The following is a 24359-nucleotide window of genomic DNA, read 5'->3' on the forward strand; positions in this document are numbered from 1 at the left end:
AATGATCGTCCCCAAGCCCACGCGGTACGCGGCAGGGCCCGGCCGTTTCATCCTCGACCGGAGCACCGCGCTCACCGCCGACCCCGCGCTCGGCGAGGTCGCCGCCTGGTTGCGCGGTGAGCTCAGCCCGGTCACCGGCGGCGAACTGCTCCCCGCCGCCCCCGGCCCGGGAACGATCACTCTCGGCCTCGACGACCTGCCGCCCGAGGCCTACCGGCTGACCGTCGCGCCCGACGGGATCGCCCTGGACGCCGGTTCGCCGGCCGGGGCCTTCTACGGCGCCCAGACGCTGCGCCAGCTCATGCCGCCCGCCGCCTTCCGCCGCGCGGTGGGCGCCGGAGTGCTGGAGCTGCCGGCCGTACACGTGGAGGACGGGCCGCGGTTCGGCTGGCGCGGCGCGATCCTCGACGTGGCCCGGCACTTCATGACCAAGGCGGACGTGCTGCGCTTCATCGACCTGATGGCCCTGCACAAGCTGAACGTCCTGCACCTGCACCTCACCGACGACCAGGGCTGGCGCATCGAGATCAAGCGCTACCCGCGCCTGACCGAGATCGGCTCCTGGCGCGAGGAGAGCCAGGTCGGCTGGATGGGCGAGATGGACGGCCGCCCGCACGGCGGCTACTACACCCAGGACGACATCCGGGAGATCGTCGCCTACGCCGCCCGCCGCCACATCTCGGTCGTGCCCGAGATCGACCTGCCCGGCCACACCCAGTCGGCCATCGCCGCCTACCCCGAGCTGGGCAACCTGGACACCCCGCTGGACGTGGGCACCACCTGGGGCGTCGGCGTCAACGTGCTGAACGTCGAGGACGCCACGATCGACTTCTTCAAGAACGTCTTCGACGAGGTGCTGGAGCTGTTTCCCAGCCAGTACGTGTGCGTCGGCGGCGACGAGTGCCCCAAGGACCAGTGGCGCACCAGCCCGTCGGCCCGGCGCCGCGTCGCCGAGCTGGGCCTGCGCGACGAGGACGAGCTGCAGAGCTGGTTCATCCACCAGTTCGACGAGTACCTGGCCGAGCGCGGGCGGCGCCTGGTCGGCTGGGACGAGATCCTGGAGGGCGGCCTCGCCCCCGGCGCGGTCGTGGCCGCCTGGCGGGCCGACCTGGGCGCGGTGGCCGCCGCCCGCGCCGGGCACGACGTCATCAACTGCTCCAACACCGCCGTCTACTTCGACTACCGGCAGAGCCCGCGCGAGGACGAGCCCGTCCCGTTCGGGACCGTGCTCACCGTCGAGGACGTCTACGCCTTCGAACCCGTCCCCGCCGACCTGCGCGGCGACCCGGCCGCCCAGCACGTCCTCGGCGCCCAGTGCGGGATCTGGACCGAGCTGATCGACTCCAGCCGGCATGTCGACTACATGGCCTTCCCGAGGCTGGCCGCCTTCGCCGAGACCGTCTGGTCGGGGCCCGAGCGGGACCTGGCCGACTTCCGGCGCCGGCTGGCCGCCCACCTGCCCCGGCTGGAGGCGATCGGGGTCGAGTACCGCCGCGAGTCCGGCCCGATGCCCTGGCAGACGCGCCCGGGAGTGCCCGGCCGCCCCGAGGACCCGCTGGAGTGGCAGGCCACGCTGGACGCCTGGACCGCGAACCTCAGGAACCCGCGGTGAGCCGGATCGCCGACCTGTGGCAGCGCACGGTGCCGTGGCGCTGGCTCACGCCGAGCACCGCGCTGATCGCCTGCGTCGTCGGCTTCCCTGCCGTCTACATGGTCTGGATGTCCTTCCTCGACATCAGCAGGATCGGGCTGGTCAGGGGCTTCGCCGGGCTGGACAACTACGCGAGGCTCCTCAAGGAGGACGCGTTCGGCCAGGTGGCCGGCAACACGCTGCTGTGGCTGGTGCTCGTCGTCGGGCTCACCGTGCTGCTCTCGCTGGCGCTGGCGCAGTTCCTGTCCAAGGACTTCTTCGGCAGGAAGTTCGTCAGGCTGGCGCTGGTCGTCCCGTGGGCGGCCTCGCTGGTGATGACGGCGACCGTGTGGCGCTTCATCTACGAGGGCGGCAACGGCCTGCTCAACCGGCTGCTGATGGACCTGTCGATCATCTCGGCGCCCGTCGACTGGTACAAGGACCCGGCCACCGCGCTGTACTCGGTCATGGCGGTCGGGATCATCACCTCGATGCCGTTCACCACCTACGTGCTGCTGTCCGGGCTGCAGACGGTGCCGCACGACGTGCTGGAGGCGGCGAAGATCGACGGGGCGAGCGCGTGGGCGACCTGGCGTCGGGTGACGCTGCCGATCCTGCGGCCCTCGCTCATGATCGCGCTGGTCCTCAACATGCTGCACGTCTTCAACGCGTTCACCGTCATCTGGGTGATCATGGGCAAGACGGCGGGCAACCACGCCGACACGACCGTGACGTGGTTGTACAAGATCGCGTTCACCGCGCAGCTCGACTCGGGCGAGGCGGCCGCGCTCGGCGTGCTCAACGTGGCGTTCCTGCTGCTGCTCATCCTGGCGTTCGTGCTGGTGCTGCGGCCGTATCGCAACCCCTCGGCGACGGACGACCGGCCCGCGGGTTCGGTCTCCGCCGCCGCTGCCGAACCCCCCGCGGCCGCCACCCCATGGCGGCCGGCTCCGGTCAAGGCCCGGCCGGTGCTCGCGCGGGCGGGCCGTGGCTGGGCGCGGGTGCGTCCCGTGGTGCTGCCGATCATCGGGTTCGCGGTGGCGCTGTTCTTCCTGGCTCCGTACGCCGCGATGCTGTCCGGCTCGCTCAAGACCGACGCCGAACTGTTCGCCGTGCCCGCCGACTACCTGCCCGGGAGCTGGGCGTGGTCCAACTACGCCGACGTGTGGCAGCGCATCCCGCTGGCCGACTACTTCCGGGTCAGCCTGACCGTCGCGCTGGCCTCCACGGCGCTGGTGCTGCTCGTGGCGGCTCCGGCGGCGTACGTGCTGGCCAGGTCGCGGTTCCGGGGGCGCACGGCGTTCCTCGGCGTCATCCTGGTGACGCAGATGTTCCCCGCGGTCGCGCTGCTCATCGGGCTCTACCGGCAGGCGCTGTTCGTGGACGGGATCCACAGCTACGCCGTCATCATCGCCATCAACTCCGCCTTCAACCTCGCCTTCGCGGTGTGGATCCTGCACGCGCACTTCAGCTCGATCCCCGTCGACATCGACGAGGCCGCGATGATGGACGGCCTCGGCAAGTTCCGGATCCTGCTGCGGATGATCCTCCCGCTGGCCGCGCCCGGCCTCGTCACCGTGATGATCTTCACGTTCATCCAGGTGTGGAACGAGTTCGTCATCGCGCTGACGCTCTTCAACGACCCGGCCTCCGGCCGCGTGCCGCTCACGGTCGGCATCCAGCAGTTCATCGGCCTGTACGAGACCAACTACCAGTACCTGTTCGCCGCGGCGCTGATGGCGATCGTGCCGGCCGTCATCCTCTTCGCGCTCATTGAGAAGCACCTGGTGAGCGGCCTCACCACGGGCAGCACCAAGTGAACACGAGAAAGATCGGTATGACATGACCTTCAGAAGAAGAGCGGGCCTGGCCGCGATCGCCGCCCTCACGCTCGCCCTGACCGCGTGCGGAGGCTCCGGCGGCGGTACGGCCGGCGGCGAGCAGAAGTCCATCAAGCTGGTCGTCGCCCAGTACACCGAGGGCACGCGGCCCTACTGGGACGAGCTGATCAAGTCCTTCGAGGCCGCCCATCCCGGCAAGAACGTGGACCTGCAGGTGATCGACTGGGGCAACCTGCAGAGCCAGGTGAACACCATGGTGCAGACCAAGCAGTTCCCCGACGTCCTGAACATCAACGTCTTCGCCGACTACGCCGAGGCCGGGCTGCTATACCGCGCCGACGAGGTGGTGTCCAAGGAGGTGATGGCGGACTTCCTGCCGTCCTTCGTCGAGAACGCCTCCTACGACGGCGCCCAGTACGGCCTGCCGTTCGTCGCCACCGTCAACGGCATGTACTACAACAAGACGATCCTGGAGAAGGCCGGCTTCAAGAAGCCCCCGGCCACCTGGGACGAGTTCCGCGCCGCGGTCAAGGCGATCAAGGCCCTGCCCGGCGGCTACGTGCCGTACGGGCTGGCGCTGGGCGCCGAGGCCGGCGACTACGAGTTCGGCACCTGGATGCGCGCCAACGGCACCGACTGGCGTACCGACGGCAAGTGGACCGTCAACGGCGATCGCGCCGTCGAGACGCTGGAGTTTCTGAAGACGCTGACCCAGGACGGCTACACCCAGCCGAACCCGGGCCAGACCAACCGCCCGGACGGCACGTGGCCGTTGTTCGCCCAGGGCAAGGTGGGCATGGTGTACGCCTCCTTCGGCACCAGGGCCTTCCTCGACGCGGTGGACAAGGCGGGGGTCAAGTACGGCGCCACCACCCACCCCACCAACCACGGCGCCGAGCCGAGCACGCATGGCATCCAGGACTACCTGATGGCCTTCAAGAAGGACGGCAACCAGCAGCTGGTCCGCGAGTTCCTCGACTACTTCTACCAGGCCGACAACTACGCCAAGTACCTGAAGGTCGAGGGCCTGCTGCCGACGACCTCCTCGGCCTCGACGCTGATGCGCAAGGACCCGAAGGTCAGCCCGATCGTCGACATGGTGGCCAAGGCGCGCTTCGACCCGACCTCGCAGCCGGTGTGGTCCGAGCTGCGCGGCTCGGTCGCCGCGGAACTCGGCACCGCCGTCGGGCCCAGCGGCGACCCGCGCGCGATCCTCGGCAAGTTCCAGCAGATCGCCGAGCGCTCCTAGAGCACGTCACAGGCGACGCTTCAGCGTGCCAGCTCCGCGGCCAGGGTGGTCAGCGTGCTGCCCAGGGGCGCGTCCAGGGTGAGGCGGGCGTGCTCGTCGCCCCGGGTGGCGCCCTGGTTGACGATCGCCACCGGTACGGCGTGGCGGGCGGCGTGCCGTACGAACCGGTAGCCGGAAAGGACCGTCAGAGAGGAGCCGAGCACCAGGAGCAGACCGGCGCGTTCCGACAGCGTGTAGCACTCGGCCACCCTGGGCGGCGGCACGTTCTCGCCGAAGAAGATCACGTCGGGCTTGAGCAGCCCGCCGCAGCCCTCGCAGTCCACGACCGTGAAGCCGTCGATCAGGGAGTCCTCCACGGCGGCGTCGCCGTCGGGGTTGACCTGGCCGGCGTCGGCGGCCCAGCCGGGGTTGGCGGCCGACAGCCGCGCGTCCAGGCGCGCGCGAGGGGTGCGCTCGCCGCAGGACAGGCAGCGCACCCGGTACAGGCTGCCGTGCAGCTCGATCACGCCGCCGGCGCCGGCCTCCTGGTGCAGCCCGTCGACGTTCTGCGTGATGATCGCCGAGAGCAGGCCCAGCTCCTGGAGCCGGGCGACCGCTCGGTGGCCGGGGTTGGGCCGGGCGCGCTCGATGTGCCGCCAGCCGAGGTGGCTGCGGGCCCAGTAGCGCCTGCGGGCGGCGGCCGAGCCGGTGAAGTCCTGGTAGGTCATCGGGCTGGACGGGCGCCTGCGGCCGCTCGGGCCCCGGTAGTCGGGGATGCCGGACTCGGTGGAGAGCCCGGCGCCGCTCAGCACGACCACTGCGCCGCCGGCGACCAGGCCGGCGAGCGCGTCGAAAGGACTCACGTTCCGCAGCCTACCCGGCCGTGTCGCTGCGGCTTCCGGTGATCCGAGCGTGTATGAGTGTCCACCATGAACCTGTGGTCCCCGCGCTCCGCGGTCACCCGGCTGGTCGGCGCGGCGGTCGCGGGCGCGCTGGCAGGGACGGCCGTCGGACTGCTGACGCATCCGCCCCTGGGCGTCCTGGCCGCCATCGCCGCGACCGAGACCGTCTTCGTCGTCGCGGGTCTGGCCGTCCTGTGGCCGATGGACGCCCACACCACCCGGCGCAACGCCGGGCGCGAGGACTTCCGGCCCGTCGCCGACGAGCTCGTGGTCGTCGCGGTCGCGCTGTGCGGGCTGGTCGCCATCGTCGTGCTGCTCGCGGTCGGCAACGCCGACCCCGGTCACGCCGCCGCCGCGACCGCGCTCGGCGGCGTGTTCATGGCCTGGGCGGCCCTCCACCTGATGTACGCCACCCGCTACGCCTACCTGTACTACCAGGAGACCCCGGGCGGCATCGACTTCAACTCCGACCAGCCGCCCGCCTACAGCGACTTCCTCTACTTCAGCTACAACCTCGGCATGACCTACCAGGTCTCCGACACCGGCGTCTCCAGCCGGGCGATCCGCAAGGTCGTGCTGCGGCACTGCCTGCTGTCCTACGTCTTCGGCACCAGCATCCTGGCCACCACCATCAACCTGGTCATCGGCATGGTCGCCGGTTGACCGCCCTCACGCCAGCGGCCGCGCCCGCGGAAGCTTGATGCGGTCGACGGCCTCGCGCCGGGTCTTCTCCGGGCGGCGGTCGTAGCGGGCGGTGGTGGCGGGGGAGGAGTGCCCGACCAGCGCCTGCGCCGTCGCCAGGTCCACGCCCGCGTCCAGCAGCTCGCCGATGAAGGTGCGGCGGAAGTCGTGCGCGGTACGGCGGGCCGCCCCCGCCTCGCCCAGCCGCCGGGTCAGGATGTCGGCGATGCCCTGCCCGCTCAGCGGCCGGGGACGCAGCCGCCCGGCCTTGCTCACCGGGCTGAACAGCGGGCCGGGTCCGCCTCCGCGCACCGCCAGCCAGCGCTCGAGCAGGCCGATGGCGTCGGTGGTCAGATAGACCATGCGCTCCTTGTCCCGCTTGCCGCGCACGCGCAGCGAGCGGGCCGCCGGATCGTAGTCGGCCAGCTCCAGGCCGGCGATCTCGGCCCTGCGGCAGCCGGTGGAGTACAGGGCGGCGATCAGGGCGGCGTCGCGCACCCCCGCCACCGAGTCGTCGCAGGCCGACAGCGCCGCGCCGACGACCTCGGGCGGGACGTGGTGACCGGTGGGCAGGCGGCTCTGCCGTACCGGAGAGAGGTCGGAGGCGCGGGCGAAGTCCTCGGCGGAGGTCTGGCCGAGGCGCCAGGCCTCCTTCAGCACGCGGCGCAGCGCGACCAGGTGCTTGTTGACGTAGGCCGGTGACCAGCCCTGTTCGGTGAGCAGCGTGCGGATGCGGACGGTGTGCTCATAGCGCAGCAGGTGCCAGGGCTGGCCGGCGCCGGTGGAGGCGGGTTCGCCGGTCAGCAGGCGGGCGATGCGGTCGAGGCAGCCGCGCATGGTGCGGCGCGACTCGATGCTGGTCAGCGAGGCGAGGTAGACGTGGTAGGGGTCGCGGGCGGGCTCGGCGGGGGGCGCCTGGCCGGTGGGGAGCACCGGCAGCGCCCCGCCCGCGTCGGGGAGGTCGGTCATCGGGCACGATCTTAGGGGCTGGGCTCAGAACGGGCCGGTCAGCTCGCCGAGCTTGCTGGTCAGCTCCAGGTTGGCCGAGTAGTCGACCGGTACCGCGATCACCGACACCGTGTCGTCGTCGAGTGCCTTGCGCAGCGTGGGCAGCAGTTCGTCCGCGGAGGTGACCCGGTAGCCGCGAGCCCCGAACGCCTCGGCGTACTTGACGAAGTCGGGGTTGCCGAAGGCGATGTTGGAGCTGCGCCCGAGCTCCAGGTCCATCTTCCACTCGATGAGCCCGTAGGCGTCGTCCACCCAGACCAGCACCACCATCGGGATGCGCTCGCGCACCGCGGTCTCGATCTCCTGGGAGTTCATGAGGAAGGCGCCGTCGCCGGTGGCGGCCAGGACCTTGCGCTCGGGGAAGGCGAGCTTGGCGGCCAGCGCCCCCGGCACCGAGAAGCCCATCGACGACAGGCCGTTGGAGACGAGCATGGTGTTGGGCTCGTAGGTGGGGTACATGCGGGCCATCCACATCTTCACCGCGCCGGTGTCGGCCAGCACGATGTCCTCGCGGCCCATCGCGGCGCGGATGTCGGCGACCACGCGGCGCGGCGACAGCGGGAAGGCGTCGTCGGCGGCGGCCTGCGCCATCTCCTCGCGGATGAGCCTGCGGATCTTCTCGCCGGTGCCGTTGACGGCGAAGGGCCTGGGCGCGGCGGCGGCCAGCGCGTCCAGGGAACGGGAGATGTCGCCCTGGATGCCGACCTCGACGGGGTAGTGGTCGTCGACCTCGGCGGGGAACTGGTGGATGTGGATGATCTTCTTGTCGCCATGGGGGTTGATCTTGACCGGGTCGAACTCCTGCAGCTCGTAGCCGACGCTGATGAGCACGTCGGCCTCGTCGAAGCCGAAGTTGACGTAGTCGTGGCGCATGAAGCCGACCGCGCCCAGGGCGTGCCGGTGGTCGTCGGGGAAGACGCCCTTGCCGTTGAAGGTGGTGGCCACGGGCAGGCCGAGCCGCTCGGAGAAGCGGATCAGCGCGGCGGAGGCGCCGGCGCGGCTGGCGCCGTGCCCGGCCAGGATGATCGGGCGCCGGGCGCCGGCCAGGACCTCGGCGGCGCGGGCCACCTGCCCGGGGGAGGGGTCCTGCGGCCGTACGACGTTGACGCGCAGCGGCGCCAGGTCGTCGGAGACCTGGGCGGACTCCACGTCCTCGGGAATGGCCAGGTAGACGGCGCCGGGACGCTCGGTCTGGGCGGTCTTGAACGCCTTGCGCAGCATCTCGGGCAGCGCCTCGCCGGCGGGGACCAGGTCGGCCCACTTGGTGATCGGCCGGAACAGCGAGACCAGGTCGACGACCTGGTGGGATTCCTTGTAGATGCGGTCGAGGCCCACCTGGGCGGTGATGGCGACCACGGGGGTGGAGTTGGTGGTGGCGTCGGCCACGCCGAGCTGCAGGTTGATGGCCCCGGGCCCGAGCGTGGCGGAGGCGACGCCGGCCTTGCCGGTCAGCCTGCCGTACATCTCGGCCATGAAGGCGGCGCCCTGCTCGTGGCGGACGAGGATGTAGCGGATGGGGGAGTCGTTGAGCGCGTCGACGAAGTGGATGTTCTCTTCTCCGGGGATGCCGAAGACGTACTCGACGCCCTCCGCCTCGAGCGCCTTCACCAACAGCCTGGCCGCGTCCATCGGGTGAGCCTTCTCTCTTCTTTCCGATTTTCTTGTACGTGCAAGCAAGGTGGCCTCTTGATTCATTCCATGGTTATACGTATAAACTGGGCATCATGAAGCTCCACGTCCACGAACGCGGTGACGGCGACAAGCTGGCGCTGCTCATCCACGGCGGCATGTCCGACCACCGCACCTGGCACGCCGTCGAGGACGAGCTCGTCGCCCGCGGCTACCGGGTGATCGCCCCCGACCTGCGCGGTCACGGCGCCAGCCCGCGCGGCGAGTATCGGCCGGAACTGCTCGGCGACGACCTGGCCGAGAACCTCCCGAGCGGCGCCGACGTGGCCATCGGCCACTCGCTCGGCGGCCTGTCGCTGTCGCTGGCCGCCGAACGGCTGCGGCCGAAGAAGGCGATCTACTCCGACCCCGGCTTCGCCCTCGACGCCGTGCCCGCCGAGGCCACCGCCTTCATGCGCCGGATGGTCGCCACCGCCACCCAGGACAGCGTCAGGACCATGAACCCGCGCTGGTCGCAGGCCGACATCGACGCCGAACTGGCCGGGTTCGCGTTGTTCGACCCGGCCTTCTTCGACGGCGTCAGGGGCGACTACGTGCCCGAGCGGCCCGTCGTGCCCTCGCTGGTGCAGGTGGCCGACCCCAGCTTCACCATCAACGCGGAACTGGCCGCCGAGCTGGAGCGCCGCGGCTTCGAGGTCCGCACCGTCAAGGGCGCCGGCCACTGCGTCCACCGCGACGACCTGCCCGGCTTCATGGCCTCGCTGGAGGGCTGGATCTGAGCTCGGCCACCCCCTCCAGCAGCCGCTCCACGTCGGAGTGGTCGTTGTAGTGCACCAGCCCGGCGCGCACCGCCCCGCCCGAGTCGCGCACGCCCAGCGCGCCGGTCAGCTCCCAGGCGTAGTTGTGGCCGCTCCACACGTTGACCCCCCGGGCGGCCAGGTGCTCGGCCACCCGCCGGGGCGCCAGCCCCGCCACCGTGAAGTAGGCGGTGGCGGTACGGCGGGCGGGCTTGCCGTACAGCGTGACGTGCGGCATCGTCTCCAGGCCCGCCAGCATCTCGGCGAACAGCCCCAGCTCGTGCTCCTCCGCGGCGGCCATCGAGGCCAGCAGCCGCTCGCGCCGCCCGCCCGAGCCCGGCAGCAGGCCGGCCAGGTGGTCCACGGCCGCCGTCACGCCGGCGAGGTCGGCCAGCGCGGCCGTGCCCAGCTCGAACCGTTCGGGAACGGTGTCGGGCGAGGGCAGCAGCTTGTCCGGGTGCAGCGACTCCAGCGCCACCGGGTCGGCGATCACCGCGCCGACGTGCGGGCCCGACCACTTGTAGGCGCTGGTGGCGTAGAAGTCGGCGCCGAGCGCGTGCACGTCGACCGGGCCGTGCGCGGTGGCGTGCACCCCGTCCACGTACGTCAGCGCCCCGGCCGCGTGCGCGATCTCGCAGATTCCCGCCACGTCCGGCCGCGTGCCCAGGATGTTGCTGGCCGCGCTGACCGCCACCAGCCGCGTACGCGGGCCCACCAGCTCGGCGAACTGGTCAAGAGGCAGCTCACCGGTCACCGGGTCGACCTCGGCCCAGCGCACCCGCGCGCCCGTCTGGGTCCACGGCCGCACGTTCGCGTCGTGGTCCAGGCGGGAGACCACGACCTCGTCGCCCGGCCCGGTCAGCACCCGGGCCAGCCGGTAGGTGAGCGTGGTCATGTTGGCGCCCAGGATCACCCCGTGCGGCACGCCGCCGACCAGGTCGGCCACGGCGGCGCGGCAGGCGGCCACGATCTCGTCGGCGCGGTGGCTGGCGGGGAAGGCCCCGCCCACGTTGGACAGCCCCGCCCGGTAGGCGCCGACGATGGCGTCGATGACGGGCCGCGGGGTCTGGGTGCCGGCCGCGCCGTCGAGGTAGGCGTGGCCGTCGGAGAGGGCGGGGTAGGCGGCGCGTACCGTTTCGGGGGAGTACGTAGTGGTTGCATCTTGTCTGGGGGGAAAGGCCATGATGTCTTCATGCTCACGCTGAGGGATCTCAACCGGGCCACGCTGGCACGACAGCACCTGCTCACGCCGTTCGACGGGCCGGTGGGCGAGGTGGTCGGGCGCGTGGGCGGGCTGCAGGCCCAGGAGCCGCGGCCGCCGTACCTGGGAGCGTGGGCCAGGCTCGCCCGCTTCGAACGCGCGGACCTGCACGCGGCGCTGCACGCGCGCACGCTGGTGCGCGCCACCCTGTGGCGTGGCACGCTCCACCTGGTGACCGCGGCCGACTTCGCCGCCTTCCGCCCGCTGCTGGACGAGGTGCTCTCCGGCGCGCTGTCCAGCCGCTTCCCCGGCGTCGCCTTCGACGGCGTGATCGAGGCGGCGGGGAAGATGCTGGCCGAGGACGGGCCGCTGACCTTCAACGAGATCCGGCCCCGCCTCCAGACGCTCTTCCCCGACGTCAACGACCGGGCGCTCGGCTACGCGGTGCGCATGCTCATGCCGCTCACCATGGCCCCGACCGGCGACCCGTGGAGCTTCCCGCGCGACGCCGCGTTCGGCCTGCCCGGCCTCACGCTCACGCCGGCCGCCAAGGAGGACCTCGTCACCCGGCATCTGGCCGCCTTCGGCCCCGCCACCGTCGCCGACGTACAGGCCTGGTCGGGCCTCGGCGGCCTCAAACCCATCCTGAACGGCATGCCGCTCGACCGCCTGCGCGACGAACGCGGCAGAGAGCTGTTCGACCTGCCCGGCGCCCCGCTGCCCGGCGGCGGGGCCGAGGCGCCGGTGCGCTTCCTGCCCGACTTCGACACCCTGCTCCTCGGCCACGCCGACCGCGGCAGGATCGTCGACCCGGCCTTCCCCGTCACCACCAAGAACCTGCGGGTGCGCGCGGTCTACCTGTCCGACGGCTTCGTGGCCGGAACCTGGCAGATCAAGCGCACGGCCCGCAAGGCGACGCTGCTGCTCTCGCCGTTCACGCCGGTCCCGCGCGCGAGGCTGGAGGAGGAGGCCCTGCGGCTGCTGGCCTTCGCCGAACCCGACGCCCCCGCACTTGAAGTCGTGGAGCAAGTCTGATTGGTTCGGGGCGGAGGTGTGACCTGTGCCACAGCTGACCGCCCTGGACGCCCAGTTCCTGCATTTCGAGACCGCCACCAACGTGCCCAACATCGCCGGGCTGGCCATCCTCGAGGGCGACCTCAACCGCTCGGATCTGCAGGCCCTGCTGGAGCAGCGGCTGCCGTACGTGGCGGCGCTGCGCCGCAAGCTCGCGCCGGTGCCGTTCGGGCTGGACCATCCGTACTGGGTGCAGGAGGACGACCTCGACCTCGACTACCACGTGCGCGAGATCGGCCTGCCGCCGCCGGGCGACGAACGCCAGCTCGCCGACCAGGTCTCCCGGCTGCACCCACGCCGCCTGGACCGCGGTCACCCGTTGTGGGAGATCTACCTGATCCACGGCCTGCCGGGCGGCCGCATGGGCCTCTACACCAAGATCCACCACGCGGCCGTGGACGGCGTGGGCGGCGCCGACGTGCTGGCCGCCTTGCTCGACCTCACCCCGGTGCCCGCGCCGCCGCCCCAGATCGCCCCCGATCGGGACGAACCCGCGCCCGACGGGCTGGAGATGGTCGGACGGGCCCTGATCAGGATGAGCGCCAACCCGGCCCAGGCGGTGCGCTTCGCCGCGCGGGCGCTGCCGCACCTGGACGAGATCCCGGTGGTGTCATGGATTCCCGGCAGCCGGCTGGTCTCGGGGCTGGCGCGCCGCCTGGCCGGATCGGGGAAGCTGCCCGACCTGCCCTCGCTGCCCGCGCCCCGCACGCCGTTCAGCGGGCCGGTCTCCGCCCACCGGCGCTTCGCCTTCGTCTCCCTGCCGCTGGATGAGATCAAGCTGGTGCGCAAGGCGAACGGCGTCACCGTCAACGACGTGGTCATGGCGGTGTGCGCGGGCGCCCTGCGGCGCTGGCTGGCCGCCCACGGCGGGGTGCCGAGGATGCCGCTGGCCGCCGGGGTGCCGTTCTCGCTGCGTTCGGCGGGGGAGGAGGGGCCTGGTAACCAGGTGGCGATCATGACGGCGCCGCTGGCCGTACACGTGGAGGATCCTCTGGAACGGCTGCGGCACGTGCGTGACTCGATGGGGCGGATCAAGGACAGGTTCTCGCTCGCGCCCGCGCGCTGGCTGCGGGAGTTCAGCGAGTCGATGCCCGCCGCGCTCATGGGGCTGGCCTCGCGTTCGGCGTTCGGGCTGGTGGGGCAGACGGCGCCGCCGATCAACGTGGCGATCTCGAACGTGCCGGGCCCGCAGTTCCCCCTGTACGTGTGCGGGGCGCGGCTGCTGACCCACTACCCGGTCTCGGTGATCACCGACGTGAGCGGCGGGATCAACATCACCGCCTTCTCCTACGACGGCTCGCTGGACATCGGCGTCATCACCGACCGGCAGATGGTTCCGGACCCGTGGGAGCTGACCGGATATCTGCGCGAAGCCCTCGACGAGCTGCTCAACGCGGAATGAACCTTTCCGCATGGAGTTCTAGGTTGAGTCCATGGAGCTGAGCCAGAGGGTACTCAACCGCACCACGTTGCACCGGCAGCTGCTTCTGGAGCGCGCCGGCCTGGACGCGCGGACCGCCGTCGAACGCCTGGTCGCCGTGCAGGGCCAGGAGGCCAACGCGCCGTACGTCGGACTGTGGTCGCGCCTGGCCTCCTTCACCCAGGACGACCTGACCTCCCTGCTGTACGGCAAGCAGGTCGTGCGCGGCACCATGCTGCGGGCCACCCAGCACCTGGCCGTCTCCGACGACTACCTCTGGCTGCGGCCCCTGATGCAGGTGCCGATGAGCCGGGCGCGGCAGGCCTCCTTCGGCAAGTCCATGCAGGAGGTGGATCTGGAGGAGCTGGTCAAGCTGGCCCGAGAACACCTGAGCGGGCGGACGCTGACCCGGCCGCAGTTGCGCGACCTGCTGGCCGTGCGCTGGCCGGAGGTGGAGCCGTCCGGGCTGGGCTGGTCGGCGCAGTCGTTGCTGCCGATCATCCACACGCCGCCCAACGGGACCTGGAACCGGGGCGGAGCCACGCCGTTCACACTGGCGGAGGAGTGGCTGGGCCGCGCGCTGGAGCCGTCGCCGCCGGTGGAGCGGCTGGTGGCGCGGTATCTGGCCGCGTACGGCCCGGCCGGCGTGATGGACGTCCAGGCCTGGTCGGGCCTGACCCGGTTGAAGCCGGTGATGGAGGCGATGGACCTGGCAAAATATCGCGATATTTCCGGCAAAGTTCTCTATGACCTGCCGGGGGCGGTGCTGGTCTCGGCCGACGCCCCGGCGCCGGTGCGGTTCCTGCCGTGGTTCGACAACCTGATCGTGGCCTTCGCCGACCGGCGCCGCATGATGACCGACGAGCAGCGCAAGGCGATCTGCGTCGGCTCGACCATCTACCCCACCTTCCTCGTCGACGGAACCGTCGGCGGCATGTGGGACTTCAAGGACGGCGCCCTGGTCCTGGTGCCCTTCTCACCGCTGCCGCAGGCGGCTCGGGCCGAACTGGCCGAGGAGGGCGCGCGACTGCTGGCCTTCGCCGGACATGAGGGCGGGGCGATCGAGTGGCGGGCTCCCGGAACCCCGATGCCGATCTAGGGGCCGCCCATCGCCGAAGCCGCCGATGATGTCAAGAGCCTCAGCTGATGGAGCTTTGTTCGCCCCGGCGTTGGGTAGCGTGAAAGAGGCAGCCTCACCTCAGCATCCCCATCTAAAAATTTTAGGTCGGTCCTTATTTTAGGTTGACATCATCATCGTGTCGACCTAAAGTTGGGCGCGTCCTAAGTTTGGAGAAGGGTCCCTCTTGCCTCTAGTCACCGCGTCACCGACGAAGCCGGCCCACCGAAGCGAGGAGAGCGTCTTGTCCGAAGTAGCAGAGCTTCCCGTCCTGGACGACAGCGCCCCGGGCACCGGCGACTCGGTCAAGGCGTACCTGAAGGAGATCGGCCGGGTCCCCCTGCTCACCGCCGAGCAGGAGATCGAGCTGGCCAAGCGCATCGAGGCCGGTCTGTTCGCCCGCGAACGGCTCGACACCGAGACCGGCCTCCCCCTCGACCTGCGGGCCGACCTGGAATGGGTCGCCGAGGACGGCCTGCGCGCCAAGGAGCGCATGCTGGAGGCCAACCTGCGCCTGGTCGTCTCCATCGCCAAGCGCTACACCGGCCGCGGCATGCTCTTCCTTGACCTCATCCAGGAAGGCAATCTCGGCCTCATCCGCACCATCGAGAAGTTCGACTACCGCCTGGGCTTCAAGTTCTCCACCTACGCCACCTGGTGGATCAAGCAGGCCATCACCCGCGCGATGGCCGACCAGGCCCGTACCATCCGCATCCCGGTGCACATGGTCGAACTGATCAACAAGGTCGCCCGGGTCCAGCGGCGCATGCAGATCGAACTCGGCCGCGAGCCCACGCCGGAGGAACTCGCCCCCGAGGTCGAGATCACGCCCGAGCGCGTGGTCGAGGTCCAGTCGTACAGCCGCGAGCCCATCTCCCTGCACCTCCCGCTCGGCGAGGAGGGCGACAGCGAGTTCGGCGACCTCATCGAGGACACCGAGGCGGTCTCACCGGCCGACGCGGTCTCGTTCACGCTCATGCAGCAGCAGCTCCGGTCGCTGCTGGACGACCTGACCGAGCGCGAGGCGGGCGTCATCACCATGCGGTACGGCCTGGCCGACGGCAAGCCCATGACCCTCGACGAGATCGGCAAGGTGTACGGGGTGACCCGCGAGCGCATCCGCCAGATCGAGTCCAAGACCATGTCCAAGCTCCGCCACCCCTCCCGCGCCCTGGCCCTGCGCGACTACCTCAGCTAGCTCGACGCCCCCATGTGAGTTCCTTCCCGGGCGGAAAATGGGCTGCTTCGCAGGTGGGCGGTCGGTTAGGGTCCGTGCGGTGAGAGACCTGCGCGCGCTGCCCAAGGCGCACCTGCACGTACACCTGGAGAGCACCGTCCGCCCCGAGACCTCGGAGGAGCTCGGCGGCCCCGCCGGACGCGGCGGCCCGTTCGCCACCTTCCGCGACTTCGCCGACCACCGCGCGCAGGTCAGGCAGCGCCTGGTCGAACCCGAGCACTTCCGCCGCATAGCCAGGGAGTTCTGCGAGGACGAGGCGGCCCAGGGGACTCGTTACGCGGAGGTGAGTTTCACCGCGGCCGCCCACGGCGAACGGCTCGGCCGCCCGGACATGCCGCTGGAGTCCGTCCTGGAGGGCCTGGCCGAGGGCCGCCAGTACGGCGTCGAATGCCGGGTGATCCTCGACCACTCCCGCCGCCGCCCCGCCGAACGCCTCTGGAAAACCCTCAAACTAGCCCAAAGCCATCCGGAGGTCGTCGCCATCGGCCTGGCCGGCGACGAGGAGTACCCGCTGGCCCCCTTCACCGAGGTCATCGACGCCGCCCACGCCTCCGGCATCCGCCTGGTCCACCACGCTGGCGAGTCCGCGGGCCCGGACAGCATCCGCGCCGCCCTGGGCCCCGGCCGCACCGCCCGCCTCGGCCACGGCATCCGCATCCTCGACGACCCGGCCCTCACCGCGCGGGTGGCCGCGGCCGGCATCGCGCTGGAGGTCTGCCCGAGCTCGAACGTCCTGCTCAAACTCGTCCCCTCCCTCCCCGAACACCCCCTGCCCCGCCTCCTCGACGCCGGCCTGACGGTGACGATCAACACCGACGGGGAGACGGACCTGGCCGCCGAGTACGAGCGCCTGCGCGACGTCTTCGGATACGGCGACGCCGTCCTGGCCGGCCTCGCCAGAAACGCGGTGAACGCCTCCTTCGCCCCGGCCGCCCTCAAAGACCGCCTGAACACCGACATCACCACCTGGCTGTCCACCGCCACGTAACCGCAGGCCCTTGGCGCTGTCACTGGTGGTGGGCCTGTTGGACCGGGGCCGGGCTCCGGGCGCGCACGGCGACCGTAGCCGAGCCGGGCGCGGCACGCACCGTCCGAGGTTGTCCGAGCCCGTCCGAAGCCCTGTTGGACACCCAGGCGATCCCGCTGTCCTGACTGTGTAAGCGATGAACCGGCGGCTGAACAGGCCGCTCGCCCGTACACAGGAGCGTCACCATGCACATCCGATGGGCAGGGCTCGCCACAGCGGCCACCTGCGCTCTGACGATCATCACCGCGGCCCCGCTGCCGGCCGCCGCCGCACCGGCCGTGTCATCCGCCGACTGTCCCGACGGACACGTCTGCCTCTGGCGCGAGCACGACTACGTGAGATCGGGCTGCGAGTGGATCTGGAAGCCCGCCGACGGCGTCCAGACCCTGCCCGTCTGCCTGCGCGACTGGGTCGGCTCGTTCAGGGCCGAGGTCGGCGCCTGCTTCGTCGACAGCTGGAGGGGCCAGATCCGGCAGTCGCACCGCGCCGTCAAGGGCGACTACTCGCGCGCCTACAAGTACGGCGGCGGATACGGCCTCAACTGGGACCGCATCGACCCCTCCTGCTGACCCACGACCCGCCCTCGCGAAAGGCCTTCCCATGACACTCTTCACCACGTCCCGTGTCGCCGCCGCCGCCCTGAGCCTGGCCGCGGTGTCCATGATCCCTTCGCCCTTCGCCGTCTCACCGGCCGCGGCGGCGCCGATATGCCCGGACGGCCACGTCTGCCTCTACAACGAGACGGACTTCAAGGTCAACACGTGTACGTTGCAGTGGAAGCCCGCCGACGGCGTCCGCTACCTGGAGTCCTGCCTGGCCGACAACGTGAGGTCGTTCATCGCCGAGGCCGACGCCTGCTTCGTCGACACCTACGGTGACGGCCGCGTCCGCGAGGCGCACCGGGCCGCCAAGGGCGACTACTCCCGCTTCTACAGCACCAAGTCCAAGTTCGGCCGCCGCATGAACCGGATCGACCCCGGAGCCTGCTGAGCGCCAGGTGCGTACGGCAGCAAGAATCGCGCGGTGCCGGTTTGGGCGCAGAAGACCGTCGAATGGCCTACGCCCCCGCTTGGTGACAGGTGGGGGCGTAGGGCGGTCGTTCCCAGGAGGCTGGTTCAGCAGATTCTGATCCACTCCGTCGCGTACAGAATTTCGTTGGGGATGCCGTGCCTGCCCTTTCCGTAGGACGCGATCTCCGCTTGTGAAGCGTTGTAGAGCTTCACCCTCGCGCCACCGTACTGGTTGTGATCTTGGCATCTGCTCTGTGTCTGGTCAGTGGCGGTGCCGGCGGCCGACGAGGACGGCGATGCCGTCCAGCACGCGCTGCAGGCCGAACTCGAAGTAGGCGGTCAGGTCGAAGTCGGGGTGCGGCAGCTGCTCCGGGAGGGAGCCCGAGGGCAGGCCGGCGTGGAAGAGCGGCATGTGGGAGGCGCACCACTGCTCGGAGGTCAGGCCGGTGTGGCGTTCCGACTCCGCCTGCGGCTCCAGGTTCGTCGCCGTTCCCCTGACGTAGTTGACCACCGTCCACCACGCCATCTGGCCGGTCTCCGTGTCGAGCCCGAGTTCGCGCAACGCGTGCAGGACCCAGTCCGCGTGTCGCAACATGTTCGGCATGGGCTGGGGGTGGGTGAGCGAGACGAGCCGGGGCAGCCACGGGTGCCGCTGGTAGAGGTTCCACTGAAGGCGGGCCGCCATTTCGAGCCTGGCCCGCCAGCCCGCGGGCGAGGTCGCGGGGAACTCCATTTCGCCGAACGCGCTGTCGGACATCAGCGCGGCCAGGTCCTCCTCGCCGCGTACGTGGCGATAGAGCGACAGGGTGGGGATGTCGAGCGCTGTGGCGAGGCCGCGCATGGACACCGCGGCGAATCCCTGGGCGTCCGCGATGGCGATCGCCATGCCGACGAGGCGTTCGCGATCCACCCTCGGGGCGGCCTGCCGTACGGGCCGGATCCGGGGCTTTTCCGCGACCACGGTGCCGACGCGAGGGACGGCCACCACCACACCCTCCTGGCGCAGCGTGCTCAGCGCCTTGGCGGCGGTCGCCGTGGCCACGCCCCACTGCACGGCGACCTGCCGGGTCGACGGGACGCGGTCGCCGGCGCGGAGTTCGCCCTCCGCGACGCGCCGCTTGATCTCCGTGACGATCTGCCGGTACGGCGGCTCACCTGGACCCATTGTGCTAGTACACAGCATGCGGGCAACGGCCGCCAAGTCGTGTGGTATGCACGCGTCAGGCTGGGCTAGCACACGCGGCTCAAGCGGTTGCTCGATGCCTTGTACGGCGTACCGTCCTGCTCGTACACCGTACAAGAGGAGTGAGAATGAGCAACCGCTACCTGGAGGGTCCCTTCGCCCCGGTGAAGGAGGAGGTGACCGCCCTCGACCTGCCGGTGACCGGCAGCCTTCCCGCCGATCTTGAGGGCCGTTATCTGCGAATAGGGCCCAATCCGCTCGGCGTGGAGGATCCCACCGCCCACTTCTGGGCTCTTGGCGCCGGCATGGTGCACGGCGTTCGGATCCGGGACGGCCGCGCCGAGTGGTATCGCAACCGCTGGGTCCGCTCGACGGAGGTCGCCGACGCGCTGGACAAGCTGCGAGACGGCGAGGAGCCTCCCGGGTTCATCCTGCCGTCCCCCAATGTGCACGTGATCGGTCATGCCGGGCGCACGCTCGCCCTCGTCGAGGCCGGCGGGCTCACCCACGAACTGGGCTACGAACTGGATACGGTCGGTCCCTGCCCGATGGGCGCCACCCCGGAGGGCTTCAGCGCCAACGCGCATTCCAAGGTGGATCCGCGCACCGGTGACCTGCACTCCCTGGCGTACCTGATGGGGCAGCCGTTCGCGCAGCACATCGTCACCGACCCCGCGGGCACGGTGACGCGCGTGACCGACATCCCGCTGGCCGGCGAGGAGACCCCGTTCCTGCACGATTTCGCGCTGTCGCAGAACTACGTCATCGTCTTCGACATCCCGCTGGTCTTCAGCATGGAGGCGGTTCCCTTCCGGTGGAACCCGGCGCACCAGGCACGCGTGGGGGTCCTCCCCCGGACGGGCGGGGAGGTGCGCTGGCTGCCCGTCGACCCGTTCTTCGTCAGCCACACGCTCAACGCCTACGACGACGGCTCCACGATCACCGTCGACCTGATCAGATCCGCGGGCCCGATGGACGTCACCGACCCGGGCGGGATCGAGCCGACGCTCGACCGCTGGACCATCGACCTGGCGGCCGGCACGGTCGACCAGCGCCGCGTGGACGACCGGCCGCAGGACTTCCCGCGGGTCAACGACGCGTTCGCCTCTCTCCCTCACCGCTTCGGCTACTCCGCGGTGAGTCCTCTGTACGGCACGCCGTTCACGCCCGACGGGCCGCACCCCGACGAGGCGTTCACCAACGCGCTGGTCAAGCATGATCTCGTAAGCGGCACGACCGAGGTCCACGGGTTCGCGCGCGACGCGGCGGTCGGTGAGGCGGCGTTCGCGGCCAACCCGTCCGGTGGCGGCGAGGAGGACGACGGCTACCTGATGGCCTACGTCGCCGACCCCGACCGCGGCGCCTCCGACCTGGTGATCCTGTCCGCCCAGGACTTCACCGGCCCGCCGGTGGCCCGCGTCCACCTGCCCGTCCGCGTCCCGCTGGGCTTCCACGGCAACTGGATCCCCGACGCCTGACGGCGGTCCCTCCGGCCCGCGTGATGCGATGAGCTGAGCCGGCTCGCCGGCCTGGTCAGCCGGTCCCGCATGCGGCACCGGACTTCTGTCACCAGGGCACCGGGCCCTCCTCGCTGAAGAACCCGCCGGTCGGCCCGTCGGCGGCGAGGGTGGCCAGGCGGACCAGGACCGCCGCGCCCTGGGCGGGGGTCAGGTGCCCGGTGTGGTTGTTGCTGTCGGTGTCGACGTAGCCGGGGGCGACGGCGTTGACGAGGATGTTGTCTTTGCGCAGTTCGTTGGCGTATTGGACGGTCAGCGCGCTGAGCGCGGACTTCGACGGCGTGTACGCGGCTGAGGGCAGCAGCGCGGCGAAGGGCCCGTCCGGGTCGCTGGTGAGGGTCAGCGACGCGGCGTGACTGCTGACGTTGACGATGCGCGGCCCGGGTGAACGTCGCAGCAGCGGCAACATGGCGTTGGTCACCGCGATCAACCCGAAGACGTTGGTCTCGAACACCGCTCGCACCATGTGCAGATCGACGGTGCTGGGGATCTGGTCGGTGGCGTCCATGGGTGAGGTCCGCCCGGAGCCGGTGATGCCGGCATTGTTGATCAGCACGTCGAGGTGGCCGAACTCCGCCTCGATCCGCTGGGCGGCGGCCTGGACGGTGACCTGGTCGGTGACGTCCAGGACGATCGCGCGCGCGTCGCCACCCGCCGCGCGCAGCGCCGCCGCGGTCTCCTCACCGCGCCGCCGGTCCCTGGCGCCGATCAGAACCGTCATTCCCAGTACGGCCAGCCGCTCGGCGGCCGCCCGCCCGATCCCCTTGTTCGCACCGGTGACCAGCGCGATCTTCTGGTGTGCCTGTTCGGTCATGCTCGACTCCCTGAACCGGAGGAGGCGCGTCGGCGCCCTGACGACCAAGAGACGCCGGCCGCATGATCGGTGTGACAGATCGACGATGTGACGTGTCCCACCGATCGCCCGCGTCACGAAGCCGATGAGCACCGAAGATCACAACCGGGGTCGGAGACGTGCCTCGGGCCCGCAGCGGGTCAAGGGCCGTCGTGGCCGTTCGCGGGGGTGAGCCAGGTCTGCAGGCCGTCCAGGAACAGGTCGAGTCGGCGGTCGAAGTCCGCGTCGCCGGTGCTGTGGAGGTTCCTTCCGTGGTGGAGGGCGTACAGCCTGCTCAGGCGCGGGAACGGCTGCGCCGCCTTCTCGGCCGCCGGCCATACCTGCTCGACCAGGTCGCGCTCGGAGCGTCCGCTGCGGGCCAGCGTGGTCAGGAACGCGGCCTCGCTGATCGCCGACCCGAGGACGTAGGCGATCAGCGTGTTCAGCGCGTGGTCGGCCTGCTCCAGGGTGAAGCCGCCGCGTTCGAACAGGGCGAGAATGTCCTCCGAGGCGCGCATCATGTTGGGCCCGAGGAAGACCAGGCCGGCCTCGCCGATCACCGAGGCGAACCAGGGATGGCGCAGGATCACCGAGCGCAGGCTGCGCGCGGTGCGAACGGCGCCGCCCCGCCAGCCGGCCGATTCCCCGGCTACCTCGATCTCGCCGTAGATCTGGTCCACGATGAGTTCGAGAAGTTCGTCCTTGCTGCTCACGTGGTAGTAGAGCGCCGGGGCGACGGCGCCGAGCCGGCTGCCGAGCCGCCGCATCGTCAGCGCGTCGATGCCCTCTTCGTCGAGCAGCCGGATCGCCTCGGACACGATCTGCTCGCGGCTCAGCTCGGGCCGTGCCCGCTTCGTGCGGGCCGGGCGGGTCCACACCGAGCCGAGCGCCTGCTCATCGCCTGACATGCGACCTCCTTCTTCACGGCCCAGCATAGCCGCCCTGTTGAACAACGTAAGACTTCATGTACGGTGTTGACTGTTTCTAACGGCGTTAAAACTGTCAAACAACGTTCAAGAAGGAGGTGTCGCGGATGGAACGCCATCCCCGGCGCTGGCTGATCCTGGCCGTCCTGTGCCTGTGCGCTCTGGTCCTGGTCGTCGACAACGGCGTACTCACCGTGGCGATCCCGACCCTCACCCACGACCTGGGCGCCACCGCTCAGGACATCCAGTGGATCGCCGCGTCCTACATCCTGGTCTTCGCCGGACTGCTGCGGCGCGCTCGTCATGCCCGGCACGCTGTCGATCCTCATCACCGTCTTCGACGACGACGAGCGGCGCAGGGCGACCTCGATCTGGAGTTCGGCCCTCCGCGACCGCGAGGGCCTGCGGGCCGTGCCGGACATCGTCGCCGGCACCCATCACTGAAGCCGAGGGAACCCAGTCATGCACATCGACGTGGACACTCCCGCCTGCGTCGGCGCCGGCCAGTGCGCCCTGCTCGCACCCGACGTCTTCGACCAGCGCGACGACGACGGCCTCGTCGTACTCCTGCGACCGCAACCCGCACCCCAGTTCCAGGAGGCGACCCGCCAGGCGGCCCAGGTCTGCCCGGCCATGGCCATCAAGATCACCGAATGAACCCTGCCCCACGACCGGTCCGTCGTCGCCCACCACCGCCACGGCCGGACTGCCCGGCCGGAACAGCCCGCGCGAGCTCCGCACCCCTGCACGCCCCCACCTTTGGAATCAGGGAGTATGAAATGTCCGAATCTGTAGCCTTCCCCCACGAGCGCCCCGCGCGATGCCCCTTCGATCCCCCCGAGGAACTGGCGAGCCTGCGCGAGCGGCAGCCGATCGCCCGGCTGGCGTTCGCCGACGGTCACCAGGGCTGGCTGGTGACCAGCCACTCCCTGGTCCGCGAGGTGCTCGCCGACCCCCGCTTCACCTCCCGCTACGAACTGCTGCACCACCCCCTCGTCCCCGCCGGATCGGGCCCGATGCCCCCGGCGCCGATCGGAGACCTGTCCGGACTGGACGCCCCCGAGCACACCCGCTACCGCAAGCTGCTGACCGGCCAGTTCACCGTCCGCCGGATGCGGCAGCTCACCGGACGCGTCGAGGAGGTCACCGCCGAGCACCTGGACGCCATGCAACGGCAGGGCCCGCCGCTCGACCTGCTCAAGGCCTACGCGCAGCCGATCCCCGCGATCATGATCTGCGAGGTGCTCGGCGTGCCGTACGCGGACCGCGACACCTTCCGCCGCCAGGCGGCCGACAGCATCGCCGCCTCCTCGCCGCAGGACCAGTTCACCGCCTTCGCCGCGCTCGGCGAGTACATCGGCGATCTCGTCCTGGCCAAACGGGCCGACCCGACCGACGACGTGCTCAGTGACCTGACCGGCACCGACCTGTCCGACGAGGAACTCGCCGGTGTCGTCACCCTCCTGCTGGGAGCCGGCCTGGACACCACCGCCAACATGATCGCCCTCGGCACCTTCGCCCTGCTCCAGCACCCCGGCCAGCTCACCGCACTGCGCGAGGACCCGGGCCTCGCCGACAAGGCGGTGGAGGAACTGCTGCGCTACCTGACCATCGCCCACACCGGCATCCGCGCCGCCTTGCGAGACGTTGAACTGAACGGCCATCTGATCAGGGAAGGCGAAACGGTGGTCCTGGCGGCCAACGCCGCCAACCGCGACCCGGCCAGGTTCCCCGACCCCGACACCCTCGACCTGAACCGTCAGGCCACCGGGCACCTCGCCTTCGCCCACGGCATCCACCAGTGCCTCGGCCAGCAACTGGCCCGCGTCGAGCTACGCGTCGCCCTTCCCGCGCTGCTCACCCGCTTCCCCGGCCTACGGCTGGCCGTCACGCCAGAAGAGGTGCCGATGCGCACCAACTCCAACGTCTACGGCGTACGCGAACTACCGGTTACCTTCTAGATGTACTGATCACAGAGGTTAGGTACTGATGAGAGCAGCCGAGGAAGCCTTCCCCGGCTGGTTCCGGCCCCTGGTCATGACCCGCTTTCTCCGGACGACGGCGGGCTCGCCGGCCATCCTCGTCTCACTGGCGACGTC

General features: G+C 70.7%; 22 protein-coding genes and 1 pseudogene. 16 read left to right on the plus strand and 7 right to left on the minus strand.

The window, feature by feature from the left end; translation table 11 throughout:
• Nucleotide 1 precedes the first annotated feature (1 nt).
• The 3 genes from ACIBHY_RS09860 to ACIBHY_RS09870 are packed head-to-tail and all read left to right on the plus strand — an operon-like array spanning nt 2 to nt 4720.
• Nucleotides 2-1612, plus strand: a complete 1611-nt coding sequence (locus ACIBHY_RS09860; protein ID WP_397306452.1) for a beta-N-acetylhexosaminidase — start codon at nt 2-4, stop codon at nt 1610-1612.
• On the plus strand, nt 1609-3450 hold the full coding sequence (locus ACIBHY_RS09865) for an ABC transporter permease subunit (RefSeq protein ID WP_397249504.1): 1842 nt from the start codon (nt 1609-1611) through the stop codon (nt 3448-3450). Before ACIBHY_RS09860 ends, ACIBHY_RS09865 begins: the two co-directional genes overlap by 4 nt.
• 22 nt (nt 3451-3472) lie before the next feature.
• Nucleotides 3473-4720 carry an extracellular solute-binding protein gene (locus ACIBHY_RS09870; protein ID WP_397306453.1) on the plus strand — a complete coding sequence of 416 codons (1248 nt, stop codon included), beginning with the start codon at nt 3473-3475 and terminating at the stop codon, nt 4718-4720.
• 20 nt (nt 4721-4740) lie between these two features.
• Here ACIBHY_RS09870 and ACIBHY_RS09875 read toward each other — a convergent pair whose 3' ends face one another.
• A complete protein-coding gene (locus ACIBHY_RS09875) occupies nt 4741-5562 on the minus strand; it encodes an NAD-dependent protein deacetylase (RefSeq protein WP_397249502.1) in 822 nt (273 codons plus the stop codon).
• A gap of 66 nt (nt 5563-5628) precedes the next feature.
• Between ACIBHY_RS09875 and ACIBHY_RS09880 the strand changes: the two genes are divergently transcribed.
• The gene (locus tag ACIBHY_RS09880) at nt 5629-6264 is read left to right on the plus strand and encodes a DUF1345 domain-containing protein (RefSeq protein ID WP_397306454.1); all 636 of its coding nucleotides are present in this window, start codon (nt 5629-5631) and stop codon (nt 6262-6264) included.
• Between the two features lie 6 nt (nt 6265-6270).
• Here ACIBHY_RS09880 and ACIBHY_RS09885 read toward each other — a convergent pair whose 3' ends face one another.
• Both ACIBHY_RS09885 and ACIBHY_RS09890 read right to left on the minus strand, forming a co-directional pair.
• On the minus strand, nt 6271-7251 hold the full coding sequence (locus tag ACIBHY_RS09885; RefSeq protein WP_397249498.1) for a tyrosine-type recombinase/integrase: 981 nt from the start codon (nt 7249-7251) through the stop codon (nt 6271-6273).
• 24 nt (nt 7252-7275) lie between these two features.
• Nucleotides 7276-8919, minus strand: coding sequence for an acetolactate synthase large subunit (locus tag ACIBHY_RS09890; protein ID WP_397306455.1), 1644 nt, complete (start codon nt 8917-8919; stop codon nt 7276-7278).
• A gap of 95 nt (nt 8920-9014) precedes the next feature.
• On the opposite strand from ACIBHY_RS09890, the gene ACIBHY_RS09895 reads away from it, so the two are divergent.
• The gene (locus ACIBHY_RS09895; RefSeq protein ID WP_397249494.1) at nt 9015-9698 is read left to right on the plus strand and encodes an alpha/beta fold hydrolase; all 684 of its coding nucleotides are present in this window, start codon (nt 9015-9017) and stop codon (nt 9696-9698) included.
• Here the strand turns inward: ACIBHY_RS09895 and ACIBHY_RS09900 are convergent.
• The gene (locus ACIBHY_RS09900) at nt 9670-10899 is read right to left on the minus strand and encodes a cysteine desulfurase-like protein (RefSeq protein ID WP_397249492.1); all 1230 of its coding nucleotides are present in this window, start codon (nt 10897-10899) and stop codon (nt 9670-9672) included. The two genes, ACIBHY_RS09895 and ACIBHY_RS09900, sit on opposite strands and share 29 nt — an antisense overlap.
• Before the next feature lie 9 nt (nt 10900-10908).
• Here ACIBHY_RS09900 and ACIBHY_RS09905 point away from each other — a divergent pair, with 9 nt between their 5' ends.
• The 7 genes and pseudogenes from ACIBHY_RS09905 (at nt 10909) to ACIBHY_RS09935 (ending at nt 17782) form a co-directional block, all read left to right on the plus strand.
• Entirely contained in the window at nt 10909-11952 is a 1044-nt protein-coding gene (locus ACIBHY_RS09905) for a winged helix DNA-binding domain-containing protein (RefSeq protein WP_397249490.1), read from the plus strand.
• A gap of 25 nt (nt 11953-11977) precedes the next feature.
• Nucleotides 11978-13393, plus strand: a complete 1416-nt coding sequence (locus ACIBHY_RS09910) for a wax ester/triacylglycerol synthase family O-acyltransferase (RefSeq protein ID WP_397306456.1) — start codon at nt 11978-11980, stop codon at nt 13391-13393.
• A 31-nt stretch (nt 13394-13424) separates the two neighbouring features.
• A complete protein-coding gene (locus ACIBHY_RS09915; protein ID WP_397306457.1) occupies nt 13425-14510 on the plus strand; it encodes a winged helix DNA-binding domain-containing protein in 1086 nt (361 codons plus the stop codon).
• Between the two features lie 310 nt (nt 14511-14820).
• Nucleotides 14821-15726, plus strand: a pseudogene (locus ACIBHY_RS09920) (RNA polymerase sigma factor); the annotation flags it as partial.
• A gap of 79 nt (nt 15727-15805) precedes the next feature.
• Nucleotides 15806-16753: an adenosine deaminase gene (locus ACIBHY_RS09925; RefSeq protein ID WP_397306458.1), complete on the plus strand. Its 948-nt coding sequence runs from the start codon at nt 15806-15808 to the stop codon at nt 16751-16753.
• Between the two features lie 224 nt (nt 16754-16977).
• A complete protein-coding gene (locus ACIBHY_RS09930) occupies nt 16978-17361 on the plus strand; it encodes a hypothetical protein (RefSeq protein WP_397249482.1) in 384 nt (127 codons plus the stop codon).
• A gap of 31 nt (nt 17362-17392) precedes the next feature.
• Nucleotides 17393-17782 (plus strand): peptidase inhibitor family I36 protein, encoded by a 390-nt coding sequence (locus tag ACIBHY_RS09935; protein WP_397306459.1) that lies wholly within the window; start codon nt 17393-17395, stop codon nt 17780-17782.
• Between the two features lie 282 nt (nt 17783-18064).
• Here ACIBHY_RS09935 and ACIBHY_RS09940 read toward each other — a convergent pair whose 3' ends face one another.
• Entirely contained in the window at nt 18065-18967 is a 903-nt protein-coding gene (locus ACIBHY_RS09940) for a TetR/AcrR family transcriptional regulator C-terminal domain-containing protein (RefSeq protein ID WP_397249478.1), read from the minus strand.
• A gap of 146 nt (nt 18968-19113) precedes the next feature.
• Here ACIBHY_RS09940 and ACIBHY_RS09945 point away from each other — a divergent pair, with 146 nt between their 5' ends.
• Entirely contained in the window at nt 19114-20463 is a 1350-nt protein-coding gene (locus ACIBHY_RS09945; RefSeq protein WP_397306460.1) for a carotenoid oxygenase family protein, read from the plus strand.
• A gap of 88 nt (nt 20464-20551) precedes the next feature.
• Here ACIBHY_RS09945 and ACIBHY_RS09950 read toward each other — a convergent pair whose 3' ends face one another.
• Both ACIBHY_RS09950 and ACIBHY_RS09955 read right to left on the minus strand, forming a co-directional pair.
• A complete protein-coding gene (locus ACIBHY_RS09950) occupies nt 20552-21316 on the minus strand; it encodes an SDR family oxidoreductase (RefSeq protein ID WP_397306461.1) in 765 nt (254 codons plus the stop codon).
• 179 nt (nt 21317-21495) lie between these two features.
• A complete protein-coding gene (locus ACIBHY_RS09955; protein ID WP_397249472.1) occupies nt 21496-22242 on the minus strand; it encodes a TetR/AcrR family transcriptional regulator C-terminal domain-containing protein in 747 nt (248 codons plus the stop codon).
• A gap of 321 nt (nt 22243-22563) precedes the next feature.
• Here ACIBHY_RS09955 and ACIBHY_RS09960 point away from each other — a divergent pair, with 321 nt between their 5' ends.
• From ACIBHY_RS09960 to ACIBHY_RS09970, 3 genes are all read left to right on the plus strand, one after another.
• Nucleotides 22564-22704 (plus strand): hypothetical protein, encoded by a 141-nt coding sequence (locus ACIBHY_RS09960; protein WP_397306462.1) that lies wholly within the window; start codon nt 22564-22566, stop codon nt 22702-22704.
• Nucleotides 22705-22722: 18 nt separating this feature from the next.
• Nucleotides 22723-22917 carry a ferredoxin gene (locus tag ACIBHY_RS09965; RefSeq protein ID WP_397249468.1) on the plus strand — a complete coding sequence of 65 codons (195 nt, stop codon included), beginning with the start codon at nt 22723-22725 and terminating at the stop codon, nt 22915-22917.
• Nucleotides 22918-23039: 122 nt separating this feature from the next.
• Nucleotides 23040-24221 (plus strand): cytochrome P450, encoded by a 1182-nt coding sequence (locus ACIBHY_RS09970; protein WP_397306463.1) that lies wholly within the window; start codon nt 23040-23042, stop codon nt 24219-24221.
• Nucleotides 24222-24359 lie beyond the last annotated feature (138 nt).

The sequence above is a fragment of the Nonomuraea sp. NPDC050547 genome (assembly GCF_044457345.1).
Lineage (GTDB): Bacteria > Actinomycetota > Actinomycetes > Streptosporangiales > Streptosporangiaceae > Nonomuraea.

Coding starts and splice junctions, on each gene's coding strand:
- ACIBHY_RS09860 (WP_397306452.1), top strand. CDS start 2: ATGATCGTCCCCAAGCCCACGCGGTACGCGGCAGGGCCCGGCCGTTTC.
- ACIBHY_RS09870 (WP_397306453.1), top strand. CDS start 3,473: ATGACCTTCAGAAGAAGAGCGGGCCTGGCCGCGATCGCCGCCCTCACG.
- ACIBHY_RS09880 (WP_397306454.1), top strand. CDS start 5,629: ATGAACCTGTGGTCCCCGCGCTCCGCGGTCACCCGGCTGGTCGGCGCG.
- ACIBHY_RS09885 (WP_397249498.1), bottom strand. CDS start 7,251: ATGACCGACCTCCCCGACGCGGGCGGGGCGCTGCCGGTGCTCCCCACC.
- ACIBHY_RS09890 (WP_397306455.1), bottom strand. CDS start 8,919: ATGGACGCGGCCAGGCTGTTGGTGAAGGCGCTCGAGGCGGAGGGCGTC.
- ACIBHY_RS09895 (WP_397249494.1), top strand. CDS start 9,015: ATGAAGCTCCACGTCCACGAACGCGGTGACGGCGACAAGCTGGCGCTG.
- ACIBHY_RS09900 (WP_397249492.1), bottom strand. CDS start 10,899: ATGGCCTTTCCCCCCAGACAAGATGCAACCACTACGTACTCCCCCGAA.
- ACIBHY_RS09905 (WP_397249490.1), top strand. CDS start 10,909: ATGCTCACGCTGAGGGATCTCAACCGGGCCACGCTGGCACGACAGCAC.
- ACIBHY_RS09915 (WP_397306457.1), top strand. CDS start 13,425: ATGGAGCTGAGCCAGAGGGTACTCAACCGCACCACGTTGCACCGGCAG.
- ACIBHY_RS09930 (WP_397249482.1), top strand. CDS start 16,978: ATGCACATCCGATGGGCAGGGCTCGCCACAGCGGCCACCTGCGCTCTG.
- ACIBHY_RS09935 (WP_397306459.1), top strand. CDS start 17,393: ATGACACTCTTCACCACGTCCCGTGTCGCCGCCGCCGCCCTGAGCCTG.
- ACIBHY_RS09940 (WP_397249478.1), bottom strand. CDS start 18,967: ATGGGTCCAGGTGAGCCGCCGTACCGGCAGATCGTCACGGAGATCAAG.
- ACIBHY_RS09945 (WP_397306460.1), top strand. CDS start 19,114: ATGAGCAACCGCTACCTGGAGGGTCCCTTCGCCCCGGTGAAGGAGGAG.
- ACIBHY_RS09950 (WP_397306461.1), bottom strand. CDS start 21,316: ATGACCGAACAGGCACACCAGAAGATCGCGCTGGTCACCGGTGCGAAC.
- ACIBHY_RS09955 (WP_397249472.1), bottom strand. CDS start 22,242: ATGTCAGGCGATGAGCAGGCGCTCGGCTCGGTGTGGACCCGCCCGGCC.
- ACIBHY_RS09960 (WP_397306462.1), top strand. CDS start 22,564: ATGCCCGGCACGCTGTCGATCCTCATCACCGTCTTCGACGACGACGAG.
- ACIBHY_RS09965 (WP_397249468.1), top strand. CDS start 22,723: ATGCACATCGACGTGGACACTCCCGCCTGCGTCGGCGCCGGCCAGTGC.
- ACIBHY_RS09970 (WP_397306463.1), top strand. CDS start 23,040: ATGTCCGAATCTGTAGCCTTCCCCCACGAGCGCCCCGCGCGATGCCCC.